This window comes from Micromonospora fulviviridis (genome assembly GCF_014648395.1).
GTDB classification, from domain to species: Bacteria; Actinomycetota; Actinomycetes; order Mycobacteriales; family Micromonosporaceae; genus Micromonospora; species Micromonospora fulviviridis.
The window spans coordinates 154,921-172,484 of the sequence record NZ_BMRA01000011.1 but is presented as its reverse complement, the minus strand read 5'-3'; the positions used below and the strand labels follow the sequence as shown (position 1 = coordinate 172,484).

The window sequence follows — 17,564 nt, the reverse complement described above, 5'->3', positions numbered from 1 at the left end:
GGTTGTCCACAGGCCGAGAGGCCCATTGGGCGGCGGAACCCGGGGTTATCCACAGCCGTATCCCCAGGCTGGTGATCCTCGTTCACCGTCCGTCATCGGCGCCGGTCGAGGTCACCGCCCAAGCCTGCGCCGGACCATCCCGACCACCTCGGTGATCTCGCCGATCCGCAGCGCCATGGCCAGCACGAGGTAGGTCACGCCGATCACCGCGCCGCCGATCACCAGCTGGACGGCGGCGGCCAGCCAGCTCAGGTGCGCCGAATCGCCGGGGAGCAGCTTCACCACCAGCAGGCCGACCAGTGCGGCGCCCAGCGCGGCGATCACCACCCGGCCCATGGTCCGCATGATCCCGCCCAGCCCGATCCGGCCCACCCGCGGCCGCAGCAGCAGCGCCGAGATGACCGCCGCCGCCACGTACGAGATCGCGTTGCCGAGCATCATGCCGGCCGCCGCGAAGGTGGCCGAGAAGGCCAGGTAGAGACCGACCTGGAGGAGCACCCGCAGGGCGACCACCGGGATGTTGACCAGCGCCGGGGTGCGGGTGTCCGGCAGCGCGTAGAAGGCGAAGGTGAAGAGCTGGCTGATCGCGAAGGGCACCAGGCCGACCGCCGCCACCAGCAGCACGATCGAGGTCGCCACGGCGTTGTCGCCGGTGAAGGCGCCGTACCGGAAGACCACCACCGAGATCGGGCCGGCCAGCACCGCGTAGCAGACCGCGATCGGGGCGAGCACCGCGGTGACCATCCGGGTGCCCCGGGACAGGTCTGCGGTGACGTCGTGGAACCGGCCGTCGGCGGCGGCCGCGCTCATCCGGGGCATCAGCGCGGTGATGATCGAGACGGCGATGATGCCGTGCGCCATCATCAGCAGCAGGAAGACGTTGTTGTAGATCAGCAGGCCGGCGCTGTCCTCGCCCGCCGCCCGGGTGAGCAGGTTGACCACCACGAAGAGGCCGAGCTGGTTGACCGCGACGTAGCAGAACATCCAGGCGCCGAGCTGGGCCAGCTCGCGCAGCCCCAGCTCGCGGAAGTCGAAGCGCAGCTTCCACCGGAAGCCGACCTTGCGCAGCGCCGGCAGCAGTCCGGCCGCCTGGACCGCCACGCCGAGCAGGGCACCCCCGCCGACCAGCAGGATCTGCCCCCAGCCCATGTCCTCCGGCCGGATCGCCTCCGCGCCGTAGATCAGGATGTAGAGGCCGAAGGCGCCGATCACCACCAGGTTGTTGAGGATCGGCGCCCACATCGGGGCGGCGAAGTGCCCCCGGGTGTTCAGCACCGCGGCGATCAGCGCGCTCAGGCCGGTGAAGAACAGCATCGGGAGCATCAGGTACGACAGGTCGGTGACCAGGTTCGTGTAGCTCGCGTCCTTGCCGCTGGCGTAGAGCGCGGTGAGCACCGGTGCGCCGACCATCGCGATCAGCGCGGTGGCGGCCAGAGCGAGCACGGCCAGGGTCAGCAGCCGCTGGGCGTACGCCTCACCCCGATCGGGGTCGGTCTTGCGCCGGCGGACCAGCACCGGGATGAGCACGCTGGTGAGCACGCCGCCGAGCAGGAACTCGTAGACCTGGTTCGGCAGGAACTGGGCGGTGGTGAAGACGTTGCCGACCAGGTTGCCCAGCGCCGCGCCGACCATGAGGTTCCGCACGAAGCCGGTGCCCCGGCTGACCAGGCTGCCGATGGCCATCACCGCGCTGTTCGCCGCGGCGCTCGTCTCCGCGACCACCTCCTGGGGCGGCGCGGTGGCCTCGACGCCCGGCTGGTTCAGCGGCTCGGCCGAGATGAAGGTGGCGCCGTCGTCCGGCGGCAGGCCGCCGCCGTGCGCGTTCGCGCTGCGGTAGAGCCCGCCGCTCATCTGCCAGCCTCCAAGGGGTACGTCGGAGCCGGGGCCTCGCCGGCCCCGCCCAACCGGAACCTTAGTCAACCTCGGCCCGTTACCCGCGCCCGGCGCAGGAGATACGGTCCCGGCCCGATAGGCTTGCGGTCCCATGTCCGAAGTCTCCGCCTCCCACGCCGCCGAACGCCGCGAGCTGACCGCCGCGCAGCGCAACGCCGTCGCCGAACTGCTCCGCGTCTCTCCCGTCGCCGACGAGCTGGGCCGGCGTTTCGCCCAGGCCGGTCACGAACTGCACCTGGTGGGCGGATCGGTGCGGGACGCACTGCTCGGTCGCCTCGGTGACGATCTGGATTTCTGCACCGACGCCCACCCGGACGAGACCATCCGGATCATCCGGGGCTGGGCCGAGTCGATCTGGGAGACCGGACGGGAGTTCGGCACCATCGGCTGCCAGCGCGACGGGCTCCGGCTGGAGATCACCACCTTCCGCGCGGAGGCGTACGACCAGGTCAGCCGGAACCCGATCGTCGAGTACGGGACCAACCTGGTCGACGACCTGAAGCGCCGGGACTTCACCATCAACGCGATGGCGGTCAGCCTCCCCGACCACCGGTTCACCGACCCGTACGGCGGCCTGGCCGACCTGGCCGCGAAGATCATCCGTACTCCCGGCACGCCGCAGGAGTCGTTCCGCGACGACCCCCTGCGGATGCTGCGCGCGGCCCGGTTCGCCGCCCAGTTGCGCTTCACGGTCCACCCGGACGTCGCCGAGGCGATGACCCGGATGGCCGCCGACCTGGACCGGATCACCGCCGAGCGGATCCGGGACGAGTTCACCAAGCTGCTCTGCGGCGCCGACCCGATCACCGGGCTGCGGCTGCTGGTCGACACCGGGCTGGCCGACCGCTTCCTGCCGGAGCTGACCGGGCTCAAGCTGGAGATCGACGAGCACGCCCAGCACAAGGACGTCTACGAGCACACGCTGACCGTGGTCAGCAACGCCATGTCGATGGAGGAGGACGGCTGCGACTTCGTGCTGCGGATGGCCGCCCTGATGCACGACGCCGGTAAGCCGGCCACCAAGGCGGTCGGCCCGGACGGCCGGGTCAGCTTCCACCACCACGAGGTGGTCGGCGCCCGGCTGACCAAGGCCCGGATGAAGGCGCTGCGCTACCCCAAGGACGTGACCTCCCAGGTGGTCAAGCTGGTCGGCCTGCACCTGCGCTTCTACGGCTACGGCCGGGGCGAGTGGACCGACTCGGCGGTCCGCCGCTACGTCACCGACGCCGGTGACCTGCTGTCCCGCCTGCACAAGCTGACCCGCTCCGACTGCACCACCCGCAACCGGCGCAAGGCGTCCCAGCTCGCCGCCGACTACGACGCGCTGGAGGAGCGGATCGCCCGGATCGCCGCCGAGGAGGACCTGGCCCGGGTCCGCCCCGACCTCGACGGCAACGCGATCATGGAGCTGCTCGGCGTGCCGCCGGGACCGGTCGTCGGGCGGGCCTGGCAGCACCTCAAGGAGCTGCGGCTGGAACGCGGCCCACTGGAGCGGGACGAGGCCGAGGCCGAGCTGCTGCGCTGGGCCCGCGAGCAGGGCATCGTCGGCTGACGCAGGCTGACGCCGATACGCCGGCGTGTCGACCGAACGGTTGACGCGCACGGGTCGATGTCTCCCGCATGATGTTGGTCATCGCCAGCCTCCCGATTCCGATTCGAGGATGAGGCTGTTCCGATCGCATCCGCCCGTCCGATCCGGACGGTCGCTGGACACGGGGAGAACGCTCAGTGACACGTCACGGCGCGCTGCGCCGCTCTGCGCTGGTGGGGCTCGCCCTCACCTCGGCAACCTCCATCTTCTGCGCCGCCACCGGCGGCCCCGCCCTGGCCGACCCGGCCGACCCGCCGCGGGTCGAGGTCCGGGGCGCCGACTCGGCTGACGCGGTGCCGGACCGCTACATCGTGGTGCTCAAGGACGGCAAGGCGAGCCCCGCCGAGGTGCGGTCCGACGCCTCGGCCCTCGCCGACGAGCACGGCGGGTCGGTCCGCCAGGTGTTCACCAAGGCGCTGCACGGCTACTCGGCCAGCATGAACCGCCGGCAGGCGGAGCGGCTGGCCGCCGACCCGGACGTCGCGTACGTCCAGCAGGTCCAGCGCTGGTCGGCCACCGGCAGCCAGACCGGCACCCCGTCCTGGGGCCTGGACCGGATCGACCAGACCACCCCGAAGACCGACGGCGTCTACACCTACCCAGCGACCGGGGCCGGGGTGACCGCGTACGTCATCGACACCGGGATCGACATCGATCACCAGGAGTTCGGCGGGCGGGCCAGCTACGGCTACGACGCCGTCGAGAAGGACAACGTCGCGCAGGACTGCGACGGCCACGGCACCCACGTGGCCGGCACCATCGGCGGCACGAAGTACGGCGTGGCCAAGGACGTCAAGCTCGTCGCCGTACGGGTGCTGAACTGCGAGGGTGGCGGGACCAGCGAGCAGGTGCTCGCCGGCATCGACTGGGTCACGGCGAACGCCGTCAAGCCGGCGGTGGCCAACATGAGCCTCGGCTTCGGCGGCATCGACCAGGCCGTCGACGACGCGGTCAACCGCTCCATCGCCGCCGGCATCACGTACGCCGTGGCAGCCGGCAACAGCATGCGGGACGCCTGCGGCGTCTCCCCGGCCAGCGTGCCGGCGGCCATCACCGTCGGCGCCACGGACAAGGTGGACTTCCGGGCCGTGTTCTCCAACTACGGCCGCTGCCTCGACACCTTCGCGCCCGGCACGGGCATTGTCTCCGCCGCCATGGGCACCACCAGCGAGTCCGTGGCGATGAACGGCACCTCGATGGCCTCCCCGCACGTCGCGGGCGCCGCCGCGCTGCTGCTGGAGGCGCACCCGGCCTGGACCCCGCAGCAGGTGCGCGACTCCATCGTCACCACCGGCGTCGGCGGCGCGGTGCACGACACCATGGGCTCGATGGACCGGCTCCTGCACGTCGGGGCGGTCCCGACCGCCCGCGGCTCGTACGGCCTGAAGGCGCGGATCAACGGCCGCTACGTGACCGCGGAGACCGCGGGCACCAAGCCGCTGATCGCCCGGGGCACCACCGTCGGCGCGTGGGAGAAGTACGACGTGGTCGACGCCGGCAGCGGCCTGGTCGGGCTGCGTGCCCGGGTCAACAACAAGTTCGTGACCGCGGAGAGCGCGGGGGCGAAGCCGCTGATCGCCCGGGCCGCCTCGATCGGTGCCTGGGAGAAGTTCCAGATCGTCGACAACACCGACGGCACCATCAGCCTGAAGGCGACCATCAACGGCCGGTACGTCACCGCGCCGAGCACCACCTCCCCGCTGATCGCCAGCAAGACCGCGATCGGCACGGCTGAGAAGTTCGACTTCGACGCGGCGGCTCCCGTGGTCGGCATCAAGTCGCTGGCCAACGGGAAGTTCGTCACCGCGGAGAGCGGCGGCAGCCAGCCGCTGATCGCCCGGTCCGCCACCGTCGGGGCCTGGGAGAAGTTCGAGATCGTCAGCGTCGGCGACGGCTTCTTCGGCCTCAAGGCGCTGGTCAACGGCAAGTTCGTGGCCGCCGAGAGCGCGGGCGCGAAGCCGCTGATCGCCCGGTCTGCCTCGATCGGCCTGTGGGAGACGTTCGACTTCCTCGACTACAACCCCGACGGCTCGATCTACCTCCGGGCGTACGTCGACGGGCAGGCGGTCACCGCCGGCAGCACCGGCACCAGCCAGCTCATCTCCAGCCGTACCGTCGACTGGAACAGCGAGACCCTGGGTCTCGGCATCGGCGAGAAGTTCGTCGTCGCGGTCATCTGACCATCCTCGTAACGGCGCCCGCCGGAGCCCCGCAGGAGGGGGTTCCGGCGGGCGCCGTCGTGTCACTGACCTGCCTCGGTGGTCACGCCTCGCGGCTTTCCTGTTGCCCCTTGTGAGCTGCCGGGCGGAGCGGATAGCGTCACCACGCTTCTTCATTTCACGGGGGTGAATGTGACGAAACGCGTCCTTCCTGCTGTCCCGATACCCGCAGCTGCCGGCGATGCACCGGTCCGCCGGGCTTCGCTGCCCGGCATCCAGCGGGCCTGATCCTTCGCCCGGCGGCGTCCCGCCGGCCGGCGCAGCCGATCCCTCCAGCCGGAAACCGCGTCGGCTTCGCGCATCTCGGGAATCGTCGGACGCCGATGTCTTACTGGTGGCGCCGCGCTCACGCCACCCCTGACCGCCCTTCCCACGACCTCAGGTCACGGTGGAGTCCGCCGTGACCTGGGTCCGGATGTCCGACCGACCCTGCTTCCTGCCACCCAAGACGACGAGGAGCCATGAATGAGAAGAACCCTGCGGTTGGGGCTCGCTGCCGCCCTGACCGGCGCCCTGCTCGCGGTACCTTCGGCCGCCGCCCATGCCGACGAGGTGATGCCGCTCGTGCCAGCAGAGGACTACGCCTACCCCGGGGCATCGGCGATCCAGCAGGAGTCCGGGCTCCAGGTGAAGCGCGGTGACGGCAACGTCCGTTTCGCCGCGCGTCGCACGATGGACGAGAATCAGTGCAGCTTGGACCAGATCCAGGTCGAGCAGTTGATTCCGGATTCGCCCTATGGCTACTACTACTGTTTCGACGTCAAGGCCCCGAAGGGTTACGTGACGCTTTCGGTTTCCGGCACGTTCGGTGTTCGCGGTGGCAGTCAGCCGCTGACGGCCACTGCCGAACTGCCCACCGGAACGCAGCAGAGCTATGACGTGGGCGCGGGATCCTTCGTGCCGATCAACCCGGGTACCGGAAACGAGCTGCCGGCGAACACGCTGGTCGAGCTGCGACTGACCGGGACCGTGACGCCGCAGGTGGGTTCTGCCTCGACGTACCCGTTCGTAGCGAAGATCCGCATTCCCAGCGGCGATCCGGCCTACGGCTACCGTGAGTGCAGCGGCACCCTCGTGGATGCCTACTGGGTGCTGACCGCCTACGACTGTGTGTACTACGTTGCCACCGATCCGCCGACGCGCACCCCGCAACCGACCCAGGTCATCCTCAATCGCGCCAACGTGGACGACACCGGCGGTTTCCAGACCACCGTGGTCAGCACCGTCGGCAACGATGTCCTCCGCCTCGCGCTGCTGCGTCTCGCCGCGCCGGCGACCGGCGTGACTCCCGCTCTCTTGGCGACCCAGGCACCGCAGGTCGGCGAGCAGTTGATCGCCACCGGCTACGGCCACACGGCCACCGAGTGGGTCGGTCGCCAGCTGCACACGGGCACGTACACCGTGTCGAGCACCGCCACCGACACGATGGTCATGGACCGCACGGCGGACAATCCGGCGAGCACCTGCAAGGGTGACCTCGGTGGCCCGACCCTGCGCCAGTCCGGGAGCACCGTGCAGCTGGTGGGCGTGCATCTCCGGAGCTGGCGGGGTGGCTGCGTCGGCAGCACCGAGACCCGCACCGACGTGACCGAGGTTCGCGCCGACTCGGCTGCGAGCTGGATCCGCAGCGTCACTTCGCCGATCGCCCTGCGCGCCCGGGTCAACCTGAAGTACGTGACCATGGGTGGCTCCACCACCACTCCGCTGATCGCCAACCGGACCGCCGTCGACATCTGGGAGAAGTTCGACCAGATCGACCTCGGCGGCGGCTACGTCGCCCTGTACTCCCGCCACGTCAAGCGGTACGTGACGGCGCCGGGCGCTGCCAGTCCGCTGGTGGCCGACCGGACGTCGATCGGCGACTGGGAGAAGTTCAAGGTGATCACCAACAGCGACGGCACGACCAGCCTGCTCGCCAACTCCAACAGCAGGTACGTCTGCGCCGATGCGGCCGGCGCCAGCCCGCTGATCGCGAACAAGACGGCCATCGGCCTGTGGGAGAAGTTCGACCGGGTGGCATCCAGCTACTGAGCACGGAAACGCGAAAGGGGTGCCGAGGATCGGCACCCCTTCCGCGTCCGTCACTGGATCTTGTCGACCGCCGTACAGCGGTTGGCCGGACCTCGACTGAGACAGCGAGATCCTGGCCGTCGTCACTGGGTGACGGTGTTGCCCTCCACAGCGTTCTTGCCGTTGGTGTGCGCGCCGCCCAGCTTGGCGAGCAGCCCGGCCAGGTCGATGCCGGTCAGGTCGCTGCCGAGTTGGAGGCCCTGCGCCACGTTGCCGGCGACCGACTTCGTCAGCGACGATGCGCCGTCGGTGGAGATGACCGTCATCTTGTCGATCGCGCCGATCGGGGCGCTGGCCGCCTCGACAACCTGCGGCAGCACCTTGACCAGCAGGTCCAGCACCGCGGCCTCGCCGTACGCGGCGAACGCCTCGGCCTTGCGGGCCATCGCGTCGGCCTCGGCCTGGCCCTTGGCCAGGATGGCCGCGGCCTCGGCCTGGCCCTCGCGCTCGACCGCCTCGGCGATCGCCGAACGCCGGCGCTGCTCGGCCTCACCCTCCTTGGCGCCCTCGATCGCGTTCGCCTCGGCCAGCGCGGCCCGCCGGGCCCGCTCGCCCTCACCGGTGAGCCGGGCCTGCTCGGCGGCGGCCTGGGCGGCGGCGATGGTGGCCTGCCGCTGCGCGTCCGCGTTGAGCACCGCGGCGTTGCGGGCCGCCTCGGCCTCCTGCTCGACCTTGTAGCGGGCCGCGTCGGCCGGCTTGCGCACCTCGGTGTCGAGCTGACGCTGCTTCAGCTCGGCGTTGCGCTCGGCCACCTTCTGCTGCTCGGAGAGGATCGCCTGGTCGCGCTCGGCCTGGGCGAGCGGGCCGGCCGCCGCCGACCTCGCCTTGGCCGCGTCGATCTCGGCCTGGATGGCCGCCTGCTTGAGCGACAGGTTCCGGTTCGCCTCGGCGATCGCCTCCTCGGCGAGCAGCCGCTCCTGCTCGGCCTGCTGCCGGGCCCGCGCCTCGGCGATGGCCGCGTCCTTGAGCACCCGGGCGGCCTCGGGCCGGCCGAGGTCGGACAGGTAGGACCCCTCGGCCAGGATGTCCTGGAGCTGGAAGGTGTCCAGCACCAGGCCCTGGTTGGTCATCGAGTGCTCGGCCTCCTCGGCGACCGCGCTGGCGAACGCGGCCCGGTCCCGGATGACCTCCTCGACGGTGAGCCGGCCGACGATCGAGCGCAGCGCGCCGGCCAGCACCTCCCGGGTGAAGTCCTCGATCTCGTCCTGCTGGTGCAGGAACCGCTGGGCGGCCGCGCGGATCGCGTCCTCGGTGCCGCCGACCTTGACGATCGCCACGCCGTGCAGGTCGGTGCGGATGCCCTGCTTGCTCACCGCGCCCTTGATGCCGACGTCGATCCGCCGGCTGGACAGGTCGAGGGACTGGAGCTTCTGCACCACGGGCAGCACGAAGACCGACGCGCCGAGGACGACCTTCTGCCCCGACATGTCGGTGGAGCGTCCGCCGTCGGCGGTCTGGGTGGTCCGGCCCTTGCGGCCGGTGACGATGAACGCCTCGTTCGGGCCGGCCACCTTGATCCGGGACAGCACGAAGAGGACGAGGACGACGGCGAGGAGGACCGCGCCGCCGATGGCGACGAGCAGGGGCATGGGAGTTCCCGTCTGTGCTGGGGGAATCAGTAGGTCTCGACGTGCACGCTGGTCTCGCTGAGCGCTTCGACCACGAAGATCCGGGCGCCGACCGGGATCGGACGGTCGGCCCGGGCGTTGAGTTTGACCGGCTGGCCGGCGAGGCGTACCCGGACCTCGCCGTAGCCGTCGGCGGGGACCGGGGTCACCACCAGGCCGATCGCGCCGACCAGGTGGTCCCGGGTCGGCGTGGCGTCCGTGCGCATGTTCCGGGCCGCGCGGCTGAGCCGGGCCGCCAGCCAGCCGGGGGGCACGGCGGCGAGGGCGCCGCCGGCCACCGCCGCCGCGACCATCCCGGGGGTACGCCCACCGAGCAGCTCGTTGACGATCGCGGCGCCGAAGCCGAACGCCCCGGTGAACCCGGCGACCGCCTCCAGCGACACCGGCCCGTCGATGTCCGGGTGGCCGAGGTGGAGCACGCCCGACCCGAGCAGGGCGAGCGTCAGCACGCCGACCCCGGCTCCGCCGATGATCAGGAAGATGAGCGTCCCCGTGGCCACGACCTGCACGGTATCGACGCCGTGCAACATCGAATACTGAGCGAACGGTCAGCGCGGTGCGACGGTCACCTCCAGGTCGACCAGCTGTTTCGGCAGGGGCTGGCGGACCAGTTCCCGACCGGAGAGGTCAGCGAGCACGAAGTCCCGCGACCCGTGCGGCCGCCGGTAGAGCAGCCGGTCGTCGGTGACCCACACGGCGTCGGCGGTGGGCAGCTGGTTCACCACCCGGCCGGTCGCCGTCTCGACCAGCAGCGGTTCCTGCTGGCCCTGGACGACCACGAGGCTCCCGTCCGGCGACCAGGACCACGGCCCGGCCGGGTCCCCGGGCATCGGCTCGAACCGGGTCGGCCGGCCGTCGTCCGCAGAGAAGAGCTGCACGCCCCTGCGGGGATGCCGGGCCGACTCGGACCGGGGCCGGTTCGGATCGGTCTGCTGCAACGCCACCTCCCGGCCGTCCCGGGTCCAGACGAAGAAGCAGTAGTCGGTGCAGAGGAAGCGCTTCATGTCCACCGGGTGGGTCTTCCTCGCCCCGTCCCTGCCGAGCACGACGAACCCGAAGTGGTCGAACCGCTGGGTGGTGAACAGGAGCCGCCGCCCGTCCGGCGACCACGCCGGGGCGGAGAGCGCCGGGCCGACCTCGTACCAGCGGGTCCTGCCGTTCGCCGTGTCGACCAGGCCGACCTCGCGGGGGCGGTCCTCCTGGGTGACCGCGACGAGGGAGCCCGTCGGCGCCGGGAAGATGCCGTCGTAGCGGTCGGTGGTGAAGTAGCGGCCCCGTCCCCGGTCGAGCAGGACCCCGCTGCCCGACCCGCCGGTCGCCTGGGCCCGGATCACCACCCAGTCGCCGGGCAGCACCAGCGGTTTCCCGGCCCAGTCCGCACCCGGGGTGGGTCGCATCGCCGGCGACGGGGTGACCGTCACCGGTGGCGCCGTCGGTGGCGTCGTCGGGGGCGGAGTCGGCCGGGGCCGGAACAGCACGAAGGGCAGGGTCACCGCGACGACCGCGACCAGGGCGGCTCCGGCCGCGGTCACCCGCCGTCGGCGGCGCAGCCGACGACCCCGGCCGAGCGCCCGGGTGGCCAGGTCCGGTGCGGGGCCGGCGTGGTCCGCGAGTTCGCGTACGGCCGCCCGGAGGGTCTCGTCCAGCGACGTGCTCATCGGGTCACCTCCGCTCGGCTGGTGCGCTCGTCCAGCCCCGGCACCAGTTGGCGCAGCTTGGCCAGCGCCTTGGCGCTCTGGCTGGCCACCGTGCCGGTCCGGCAGCCGAGGAGCGCCGCGGTCTGTTCGACGCTCAGGTCCTCCAGGTAGCGCAGAGTCAGCACGGCCCGCTGCCGGGGCGGCAGTGCCCGCAGCGCGTCCCGGAGCAGCAGCCGCAGGTCGGTGTCCTCCTCGCCGGTCACCGCCCGCTCCGGCAGCTCTGCCAGCGGCACCTCCGGGCGTCGCGCCCGGCGCCGCCAGCCGGAGACCTGGTCGTGGTAGAGGATCCGTTTCACGTACGGCTCCGCGTCGCCGCGGATCCGGGGCCAGCGGGCGTACGCCTTGGCCAGCGCGTTCTGGAGCAGGTCCTCCGCCGCGTGCTGGTTCCCGGCGAGCGCGTACGCGACGCGCAGCAAGGCCGCTCCCCGTTCGTTGACGAACGCGGTGAACTCCCCGTCGACCTCTGCCACCGCCCACCTCCGTAGCTCAGACGCCCGGGGCGGGAGGAACTTTGCCTCATGGCGCGGGACAATGGGCGACATGCGTTGGACCGTGCTCGACTCGCCGATCGGGGAGTTCTCCGTCGGCACCGACGCCGACGCCGTCCGCGGGGCGCACTTCGGCCGCGTGGCGTCGGCGACCGACGACCCCGGCGACGAGGTCGCCCGGCTGGCGGTGGCCGAGTTGCGGGCGTACTTCGCCGGTGAGCTGACCGGCTTCACCGTGCCGGTGGTCGCGCCGCGTGGCTCGGAGTTCGAGCGCGCCGTGTGGCGGGAGATGACCCGCATCCCGTACGGGGAGACGAAGACCTACGGCGAGGTGGCGAAGGCGGTCGGCGATCCGGGGGCGGCCCGGGCGGTCGGGGTGGCCTGCAACCGCAACCCGGTGCCGGTGCTCGTGCCCTGCCACCGGATCGTCGGGGCGGGCGGCAAGCTGGTGGGCTTCGGCGGGGGGCTGCCGCGCAAGGTGACCCTGCTGGAGCTGGAAGCCGCCGTGGCGCTGCGGCGCGCCTGGTCCTGACGTACAGCGAAAAGGAAGGCCGGGTCCGTGCGGACCCGGCCTTCCTCCGTGTGCTCAGCGCGTCAGCGCTCGACCTCGCCGGCGATGAACGCCTCGACGGCGGCGTGCGCGTCGTGGTCGGCGTACTGCTTCGGCGGGGACTTCATGAAGTACGAGGAGGCGGAGAGGATCGGGCCACCGATCTTCCGGTCCAGCGCGATCTTCGCGGCCCGGACGGCGTCGATGATGACACCGGCCGAGTTCGGCGAGTCCCACACCTCGAGCTTGAGCTCGGCGTTGAGCGGGGTGTCACCGAAGGAGCGGCCCTCCAGGCGGATGTACGCCCACTTGCGGTCGTCCAGCCACGGCACGTGGTCGGACGGGCCGATGTGCACGTCGCTCTTCTGCATCTCGTGCGGGATCTGGGAGGTCACCGACTGGGTCTTCGAGATCTTCTTCGAGACCAGGCGGTTGCGCTCCAGCATGTTCATGAAGTCCATGTTGCCGCCGAAGTTGAGCTGGTACGTGCGCAGCAGCTCGACCCCGCGGTCCTCGAAGAGCTTCGCCAGGGCGCGGTGCACGATGGTGGCGCCGACCTGGCTCTTGATGTCGTCACCGACGATCGGCAGGCCCGCGTCCTCGAACTTCTTCGCCCACTCGGGGTCGGAGGCGATGAAGACCGGCAGGGCGTTCACGAACGCGCAACCCGCGTCGATCGCGGCCTGGGCGTAGAACTTGTCGGCCTGCTCGGAGCCCACCGGCAGGTAGGAGACGACCACGTCGACCTGCGCGTCGCGCAGCGCCTGGACCACGTCGACCGGCTCGGCGTCCGACTCCTCGATGATCTCGCGGTAGTACTGGCCGAGACCGTCGAAGGTCGGGCCGCGCTGCACGGTGACGCCGGTCGGCGGCACGTCGCACAGCTTGATGGTGTTGTTTTCGCTGGCCACGATGGCCTCGGCGAGGTCCATGCCCACCTTCTTGGCGTCCACGTCGAACGCCGCGACGAACTTCACGTCGGAGACGTGGTAGTCGCCGAAGGTGACGTGCATGAGACCCGGGACGCGGTCGTTCGGGTCGGCGTTCCGGTAGTACTCCACGCCCTGCACGAGGGACGAGGCGCAGTTACCCACACCGACGATGGCGACGCGGACGGAGCCCATAACGTCTGCCTCCTTCTTCTTTCATCACGGCCGCTTCGTCCTGGACTCTCCAGGCGGGGGCGGGCTGTCGTTTTCTCCTCGGCCGCCGGTCGTCCCGGATCGGGGGACCGTCGGGGCTCGGCCGGAGCGCTCGTTGGCGATGAGCTCCTCCAGCCAGCGGACCTCGCGCTCACAGGCGTCGAGCCCGTGGCGTTGCAGTTCCAGGGTGTACGCGTCGAGCCGCTCGGCTGCCCGGCCGAGCACGTCACGAAGTCCTTCGCGACGCTCCTCGATCTTCCGGCGACGACCTTCCAGGATCCGGAGCCGGGTGGCCTGGTCGGTCCGGGCGAAGAACGCGAAGTGCACGCCGAAGCCCGTGTCGTCGTACGTCTCGGGCCCAGCCTGCGCTATGAGCTGGGCGAAGCGTTCCTTGCCCTCCGCGGTAATGGTGTAGACCACCCGACCGCGTCGGCTGGTCAGCGCGGGAACCTCCTCGGCGGTCGCGGGTGTCTCGGCGGCTTCGGTGATCCATCCCGCCGCCTGCAGCCGGCGCAGGGTCGGGTAGAGCGAGCCGTAGCTGATCGCCGCCCGGATCGCGCCGAGCTTGGCGGTCAACTCCTTGCGCAGTTCGTAGCCGTGCATCGGAGCCTCCTGCAGGAGGCCCAGGATGGCGAACTCGAGCACGGGCCATCCCTTCTTACCCCCGGCGCGGAGCGGTAACCGCCGCGATGTATCGGACCGATACATCGCACGTTAGCGGAGACGCATGATCAGGGCAAACCCCCGATTCCGAGGTTCTGTCGTCACGGATCGTGACGGTGGTCGCCTCACCCCGCCGGACCGCGTACCCTTTCCCGCATGCGTACGCAGCGCCAGGTGGTCGACTACTCGCTCCAGAAGCGAGCGGTGCTGCGTGAACTCCTCGCCGGGCGGATCGGCGCGTACGACGTCTGCGACGCCTCGCCGTACCTGAAGAACGCCGCCCGCTTCCACGGCGAGCCCACCGACCAGCGCTGCCCGATCTGCCGCAGCGAGAACCTCATCCACGTCCACTACATTTACGGCGACGAACTCAAGCAGTCGGCCGGCCAGGCGCGTACCCGGGCGGAGTTGCCCGTCCTGGCCATGACGCTGCGTGAGTTCCAGGTGTTCGTGGTGGAGGTGTGCCCCGGCTGTGACTGGAACCATCTCGTCGAGCAGTTCCTGCTCGGTCGCGACGGTCTGGCGGGCGGCACGGAGGACGCGGCGGAGCAGGAGACCGCGAGCGGCTCCACCCCTCGGCGAAGGCGAGAGGCCCAACGGTGAACCCGGCTGTCCCGATCGATCCCGGCCCGATCCCTGGGCGGGACGAGCGACAGCTGTTGGGTCTGAATAGTCCGAATAGGTCGGATTTGACGCCTGCGCCCCGGCACGCCCGGGGTGTAGCGTCTCGTGTTCCATCTCACGGCAACCCGGTGGCGGCGCGCCCGCGCCCCACCGCGACCGGCAGGGTGTGAGGAATGAACTACGGCGATCCCAGTTCTTCGCGTGGGCGGGCCCAGACTCCGGGCCCGAACGGCGACCCGCACGGGAACGGCTGGTCCTCCGGGTCGGAGGGCGCTGCCTCGGCCCGGGCCTCCGTGACGCCGCGCGGCTCCGCGTCCGGTGGCCGGGCCTCGGTCGGCGGCGCCGCCCCGACACCCCGCGGCGCCGCGGGCTCCGCCTCCGTGGGCCGGGCCGGCGCGGGACGCGCCTCGGTGCCGGTCTCGCCGGCACCGGGCGCCGCTTCGGGCCGGGCCGGTGCCGGACGGGCCTCCGTGCCGGTGTCCCCGGCCGGCCCCGCCGGGCGGGCCTCGGTCGGCGCGGCGAGCGTGGGCACGGCCGGCCGGGCGAGCGTCGGCTCGGCGGCCGTGGGCGGCCGGGCCGCGGTGGCCCGCGCCGGCGTGCCCGGCATGGCCGGTGGCGGTCCCGGTGGGCCGGGCGGCCCGACCGGTCCCGGTCGGGGTGGTCGCGGCGGGCGCGGAAACGACCCGGCGGCGGCCGCCCGGGCGAAGAAGCGCCGGCGGATCAACATGCTGATCGCCGGGTTCGCCGTGTTCGTCATGCTCGCCGGCATCGGCGTGGTCGGCTTCACGTGGTACTCGCAGAAGGTGCTGCTGCCCGAGGACACCATCCCGCCGCTGTCGACCACCATCTACGACCGCACCGGCAAGACCACCATCGCCAAGGTCGGCGACCAGAACCGGCAGCTGGTCACCATCGACCAGATCCCGGAGTGGGTGCAGCACGCCGTCGCCGCGGCGGAGGACCGGAACTTCTACCGCCACTCCGGTGTGGACTACAAGGGCATCGCCCGGGCCGCCTGGAACAACATCAGCGGCGGCGACAAGCAGGGCGCCTCGACGATCACCCAGCAGTACGCCCGCAACGCGTTCGACAACCTGAACCAGGACACGTACGGCCGCAAGGTGAAGGAGGCGATCCTCGCCTCCAAGCTGAACGACAAGTACGACAAGCGCGAGATCATGCAGCACTACCTGAACGTGATCTACTTCGGCCGCGGCGCGTACGGCATCCAGGCGGCGGCGCAGACGTACTTCAAGAAGGACGTCTCCAAGCTGACCGTGGCCGAGGCCGCCGTGCTCGCCGCGCTCATCAAGCAGCCCGAGCCGAGCGCCACCCACAAGGGCTACGACCCGGCGATCAACCAGCAGGACGCGCTGGACCGGTGGAACTACGTCATCAACGGCATGATCACCGAGAAGTGGCTCGACGCGCCGAACATGCCGCCGCACCCCACCGAGTACCCGACCAAGACGCTGCAGAAGCCCTCGAAGAACAACGGCGGCGGCTTCGGCATCGACACCCCGTACGGCAACGTGGTCAACTACGTCTCGCAGGAGATGCGCGAGATGAACCTCTGCACCGACAACGAGGCCGAGGTCACGCTGGACAAGCCGCTCTGCTCGAAGGCGCTGAGCCGGGGCGGCTACCGGGTCACCACCACCATCGACACGAAGATCCAGGCGGCGGCGCTCGAGGCGGCCCAGCGGGCCAAGAAGGGTTCCGAACTCGACGGGCAGCCCCCGAACCTGATGGCGGCCCTGGTCTCGATCGATCCGAGCAACGGCGAGGTGCGCGCCTACTACGGCGGCGACAACGGCACCGGCACCGACTACGCCGGCAAGAACTTCGACAACGGCGTCGTCAGCGGCGGCCACTCGCCGGGTTCGAGCTTCAAGATCTACACCCTGGCGGCGGCCCTCAAGGAGGGCATCTCCCTCAAGTCGCGCTGGAAGGGTTCGGCGTTCACCCCGAAGGGAACACAGTTCAAGGTCAGCAACGCCGGTGCCGACAAGGTTTCCTGCGGTGACTCCTGCACGCTTGAGCTGTCGACCCTGAAGTCGCTGAACGTGCCGTTCTACTACATCACCGAGCAGATCGGCCCGGACAAGGTGCTCGACATGGCCAAGCAGGCCGGCGTCACCACCATGTGGCGCACCGACACCAGCCCGGCCAGGGCCTACGACCTCACCAAGGCGGACCCGAAGGACCTGGCTCCCGCGCCGTTCTTCCACGTGATCGGCTACGGCCAGTACCCGATCACGGTCCTCGACCACGCCAACGGCGTCGCCACCTTCGCCAACCAGGGCGTCTACAACAAGGCGCACTTCATCAAGAAGGTGGAGAAGCAGAACCCGACCACCGGCAAGTGGGACCTCGTCGGGGCCCCGAAGCTGAAGTCGCAGCAGCGCATCCCGAAGGACATCGTCGCCGACGTCACCTCGGTGCTGGAGCAGTACCCCGCCAAGTCGTCGCACCGTCCGCTCGACGACGGTCGGAAGGTCGCCGAGAAGACCGGTACCTGGGAACTCAACGAGAAGACCACGGACAACGGTGACGCCTGGATGATCGGCTACACGCCGCAGCTCGCCACCGCCGTCTGGGTCGGCAACAAGGGCGACCGCAAGGCGATCAAGGACGACGACGGCAACAAGATCAGCGGTGCGAGGATGCCGGGTGCGATCTTCCAGCGCTTCATGAACGACGCCCTCAAGGGCAAGGACAAGCTGGACTTCCCGCCCGCCGCGAACATCGGCAAGGACGACGTCGGCAACGGCACGGCGCCGCCGCCGGACCCGACGCAGCCGGGCCAGCAGCCGGGCTGTGACCCGCTGGGCCTGTTCTGTCCGAACAACCCCGGCGGTGGCAACCCCGGCGGCGGCGGCCCTGGCGGTGGCGGCCCGGGCGGCCCCGGCGGGGGTGGCGGCGGTGGCCTGCTGCCGAGCACACCACCGACCCGTCAGACCAACTGACGCACACGGCCTGACGGCGGCGGCCGGACC

13 protein-coding genes are annotated in these 17,564 nt (G+C 70.9%); 6 read left to right on the top strand and 7 right to left on the bottom strand.

Annotation, left to right across the window (positions count from 1 at the left end):
- Positions 1-111: 111 nt before the first annotated feature.
- A complete protein-coding gene (murJ, locus tag IEY96_RS26235; protein WP_189197481.1) occupies positions 112-1,851 on the bottom strand; it encodes a murein biosynthesis integral membrane protein MurJ in 1,740 nt (579 codons plus the stop codon).
- A 133-nt stretch (positions 1,852-1,984) separates the two neighbouring features.
- Between murJ and IEY96_RS26230 the strand changes: the two genes are divergently transcribed.
- From IEY96_RS26230 to IEY96_RS26220, 3 genes are all read left to right on the top strand, one after another.
- Entirely contained in the window at positions 1,985-3,445 is a 1,461-nt protein-coding gene (locus tag IEY96_RS26230; protein ID WP_189197480.1) for a CCA tRNA nucleotidyltransferase, read from the top strand.
- Between the two features lie 176 nt (positions 3,446-3,621).
- Positions 3,622-5,664, top strand: coding sequence for a S8 family serine peptidase (locus IEY96_RS26225; protein ID WP_189197479.1), 2,043 nt, complete (start codon positions 3,622-3,624; stop codon positions 5,662-5,664).
- 504 nt (positions 5,665-6,168) lie between these two features.
- Positions 6,169-7,734 carry a trypsin-like serine protease gene (locus tag IEY96_RS26220; RefSeq protein ID WP_189197478.1) on the top strand — a complete coding sequence of 522 codons (1,566 nt, stop codon included), beginning with the start codon at positions 6,169-6,171 and terminating at the stop codon, positions 7,732-7,734.
- Between the two features lie 122 nt (positions 7,735-7,856).
- Here the strand turns inward: IEY96_RS26220 and IEY96_RS26215 are convergent, their stop codons facing one another.
- The 4 genes from IEY96_RS26215 to IEY96_RS26200 are packed head-to-tail and all read right to left on the bottom strand — an operon-like array spanning position 7,857 to position 11,568.
- Positions 7,857-9,362 carry a flotillin family protein gene (locus IEY96_RS26215; protein WP_189197477.1) on the bottom strand — a complete coding sequence of 502 codons (1,506 nt, stop codon included), beginning with the start codon at positions 9,360-9,362 and terminating at the stop codon, positions 7,857-7,859.
- A 26-nt stretch (positions 9,363-9,388) separates the two neighbouring features.
- A complete protein-coding gene (locus tag IEY96_RS26210; RefSeq protein ID WP_189197476.1) occupies positions 9,389-9,931 on the bottom strand; it encodes an NfeD C-terminal domain-containing protein in 543 nt (180 codons plus the stop codon).
- An 18-nt stretch (positions 9,932-9,949) separates the two neighbouring features.
- Positions 9,950-11,059 (bottom strand): TolB family protein, encoded by a 1,110-nt coding sequence (locus IEY96_RS26205; RefSeq protein ID WP_189197475.1) that lies wholly within the window; start codon positions 11,057-11,059, stop codon positions 9,950-9,952.
- A complete protein-coding gene (locus IEY96_RS26200; protein ID WP_229791917.1) occupies positions 11,056-11,568 on the bottom strand; it encodes a SigE family RNA polymerase sigma factor in 513 nt (170 codons plus the stop codon). The genes IEY96_RS26205 and IEY96_RS26200 overlap by 4 nt, the downstream gene beginning before the upstream one ends.
- Before the next feature lie 70 nt (positions 11,569-11,638).
- Here IEY96_RS26200 and IEY96_RS26195 point away from each other — a divergent pair, with 70 nt between their 5' ends.
- On the top strand, positions 11,639-12,118 hold the full coding sequence (locus IEY96_RS26195; RefSeq protein ID WP_189197473.1) for a methylated-DNA--[protein]-cysteine S-methyltransferase: 480 nt from the start codon (positions 11,639-11,641) through the stop codon (positions 12,116-12,118).
- Positions 12,119-12,180: 62 nt separating this feature from the next.
- Here the strand turns inward: IEY96_RS26195 and IEY96_RS26190 are convergent, their stop codons facing one another.
- Complete coding sequence (locus IEY96_RS26190; RefSeq protein ID WP_091264990.1) at positions 12,181-13,260, bottom strand: inositol-3-phosphate synthase; 1,080 nt, start codon at positions 13,258-13,260, stop codon at positions 12,181-12,183.
- A 24-nt stretch (positions 13,261-13,284) separates the two neighbouring features.
- Positions 13,285-13,923: a PadR family transcriptional regulator gene (locus tag IEY96_RS26185; protein ID WP_189197472.1), complete on the bottom strand. Its 639-nt coding sequence runs from the start codon at positions 13,921-13,923 to the stop codon at positions 13,285-13,287.
- A 174-nt stretch (positions 13,924-14,097) separates the two neighbouring features.
- Between IEY96_RS26185 and IEY96_RS26180 the strand changes: the two genes are divergently transcribed.
- Both IEY96_RS26180 and IEY96_RS26175 read left to right on the top strand, forming a co-directional pair.
- Positions 14,098-14,544, top strand: coding sequence for a DUF5318 domain-containing protein (locus IEY96_RS26180; protein WP_189197471.1), 447 nt, complete (start codon positions 14,098-14,100; stop codon positions 14,542-14,544).
- 194 nt (positions 14,545-14,738) lie between these two features.
- Complete coding sequence (locus IEY96_RS26175; RefSeq protein WP_189197470.1) at positions 14,739-17,534, top strand: transglycosylase domain-containing protein; 2,796 nt, start codon at positions 14,739-14,741, stop codon at positions 17,532-17,534.
- The last annotated feature ends 30 nt before the right edge of the window (positions 17,535-17,564 follow it).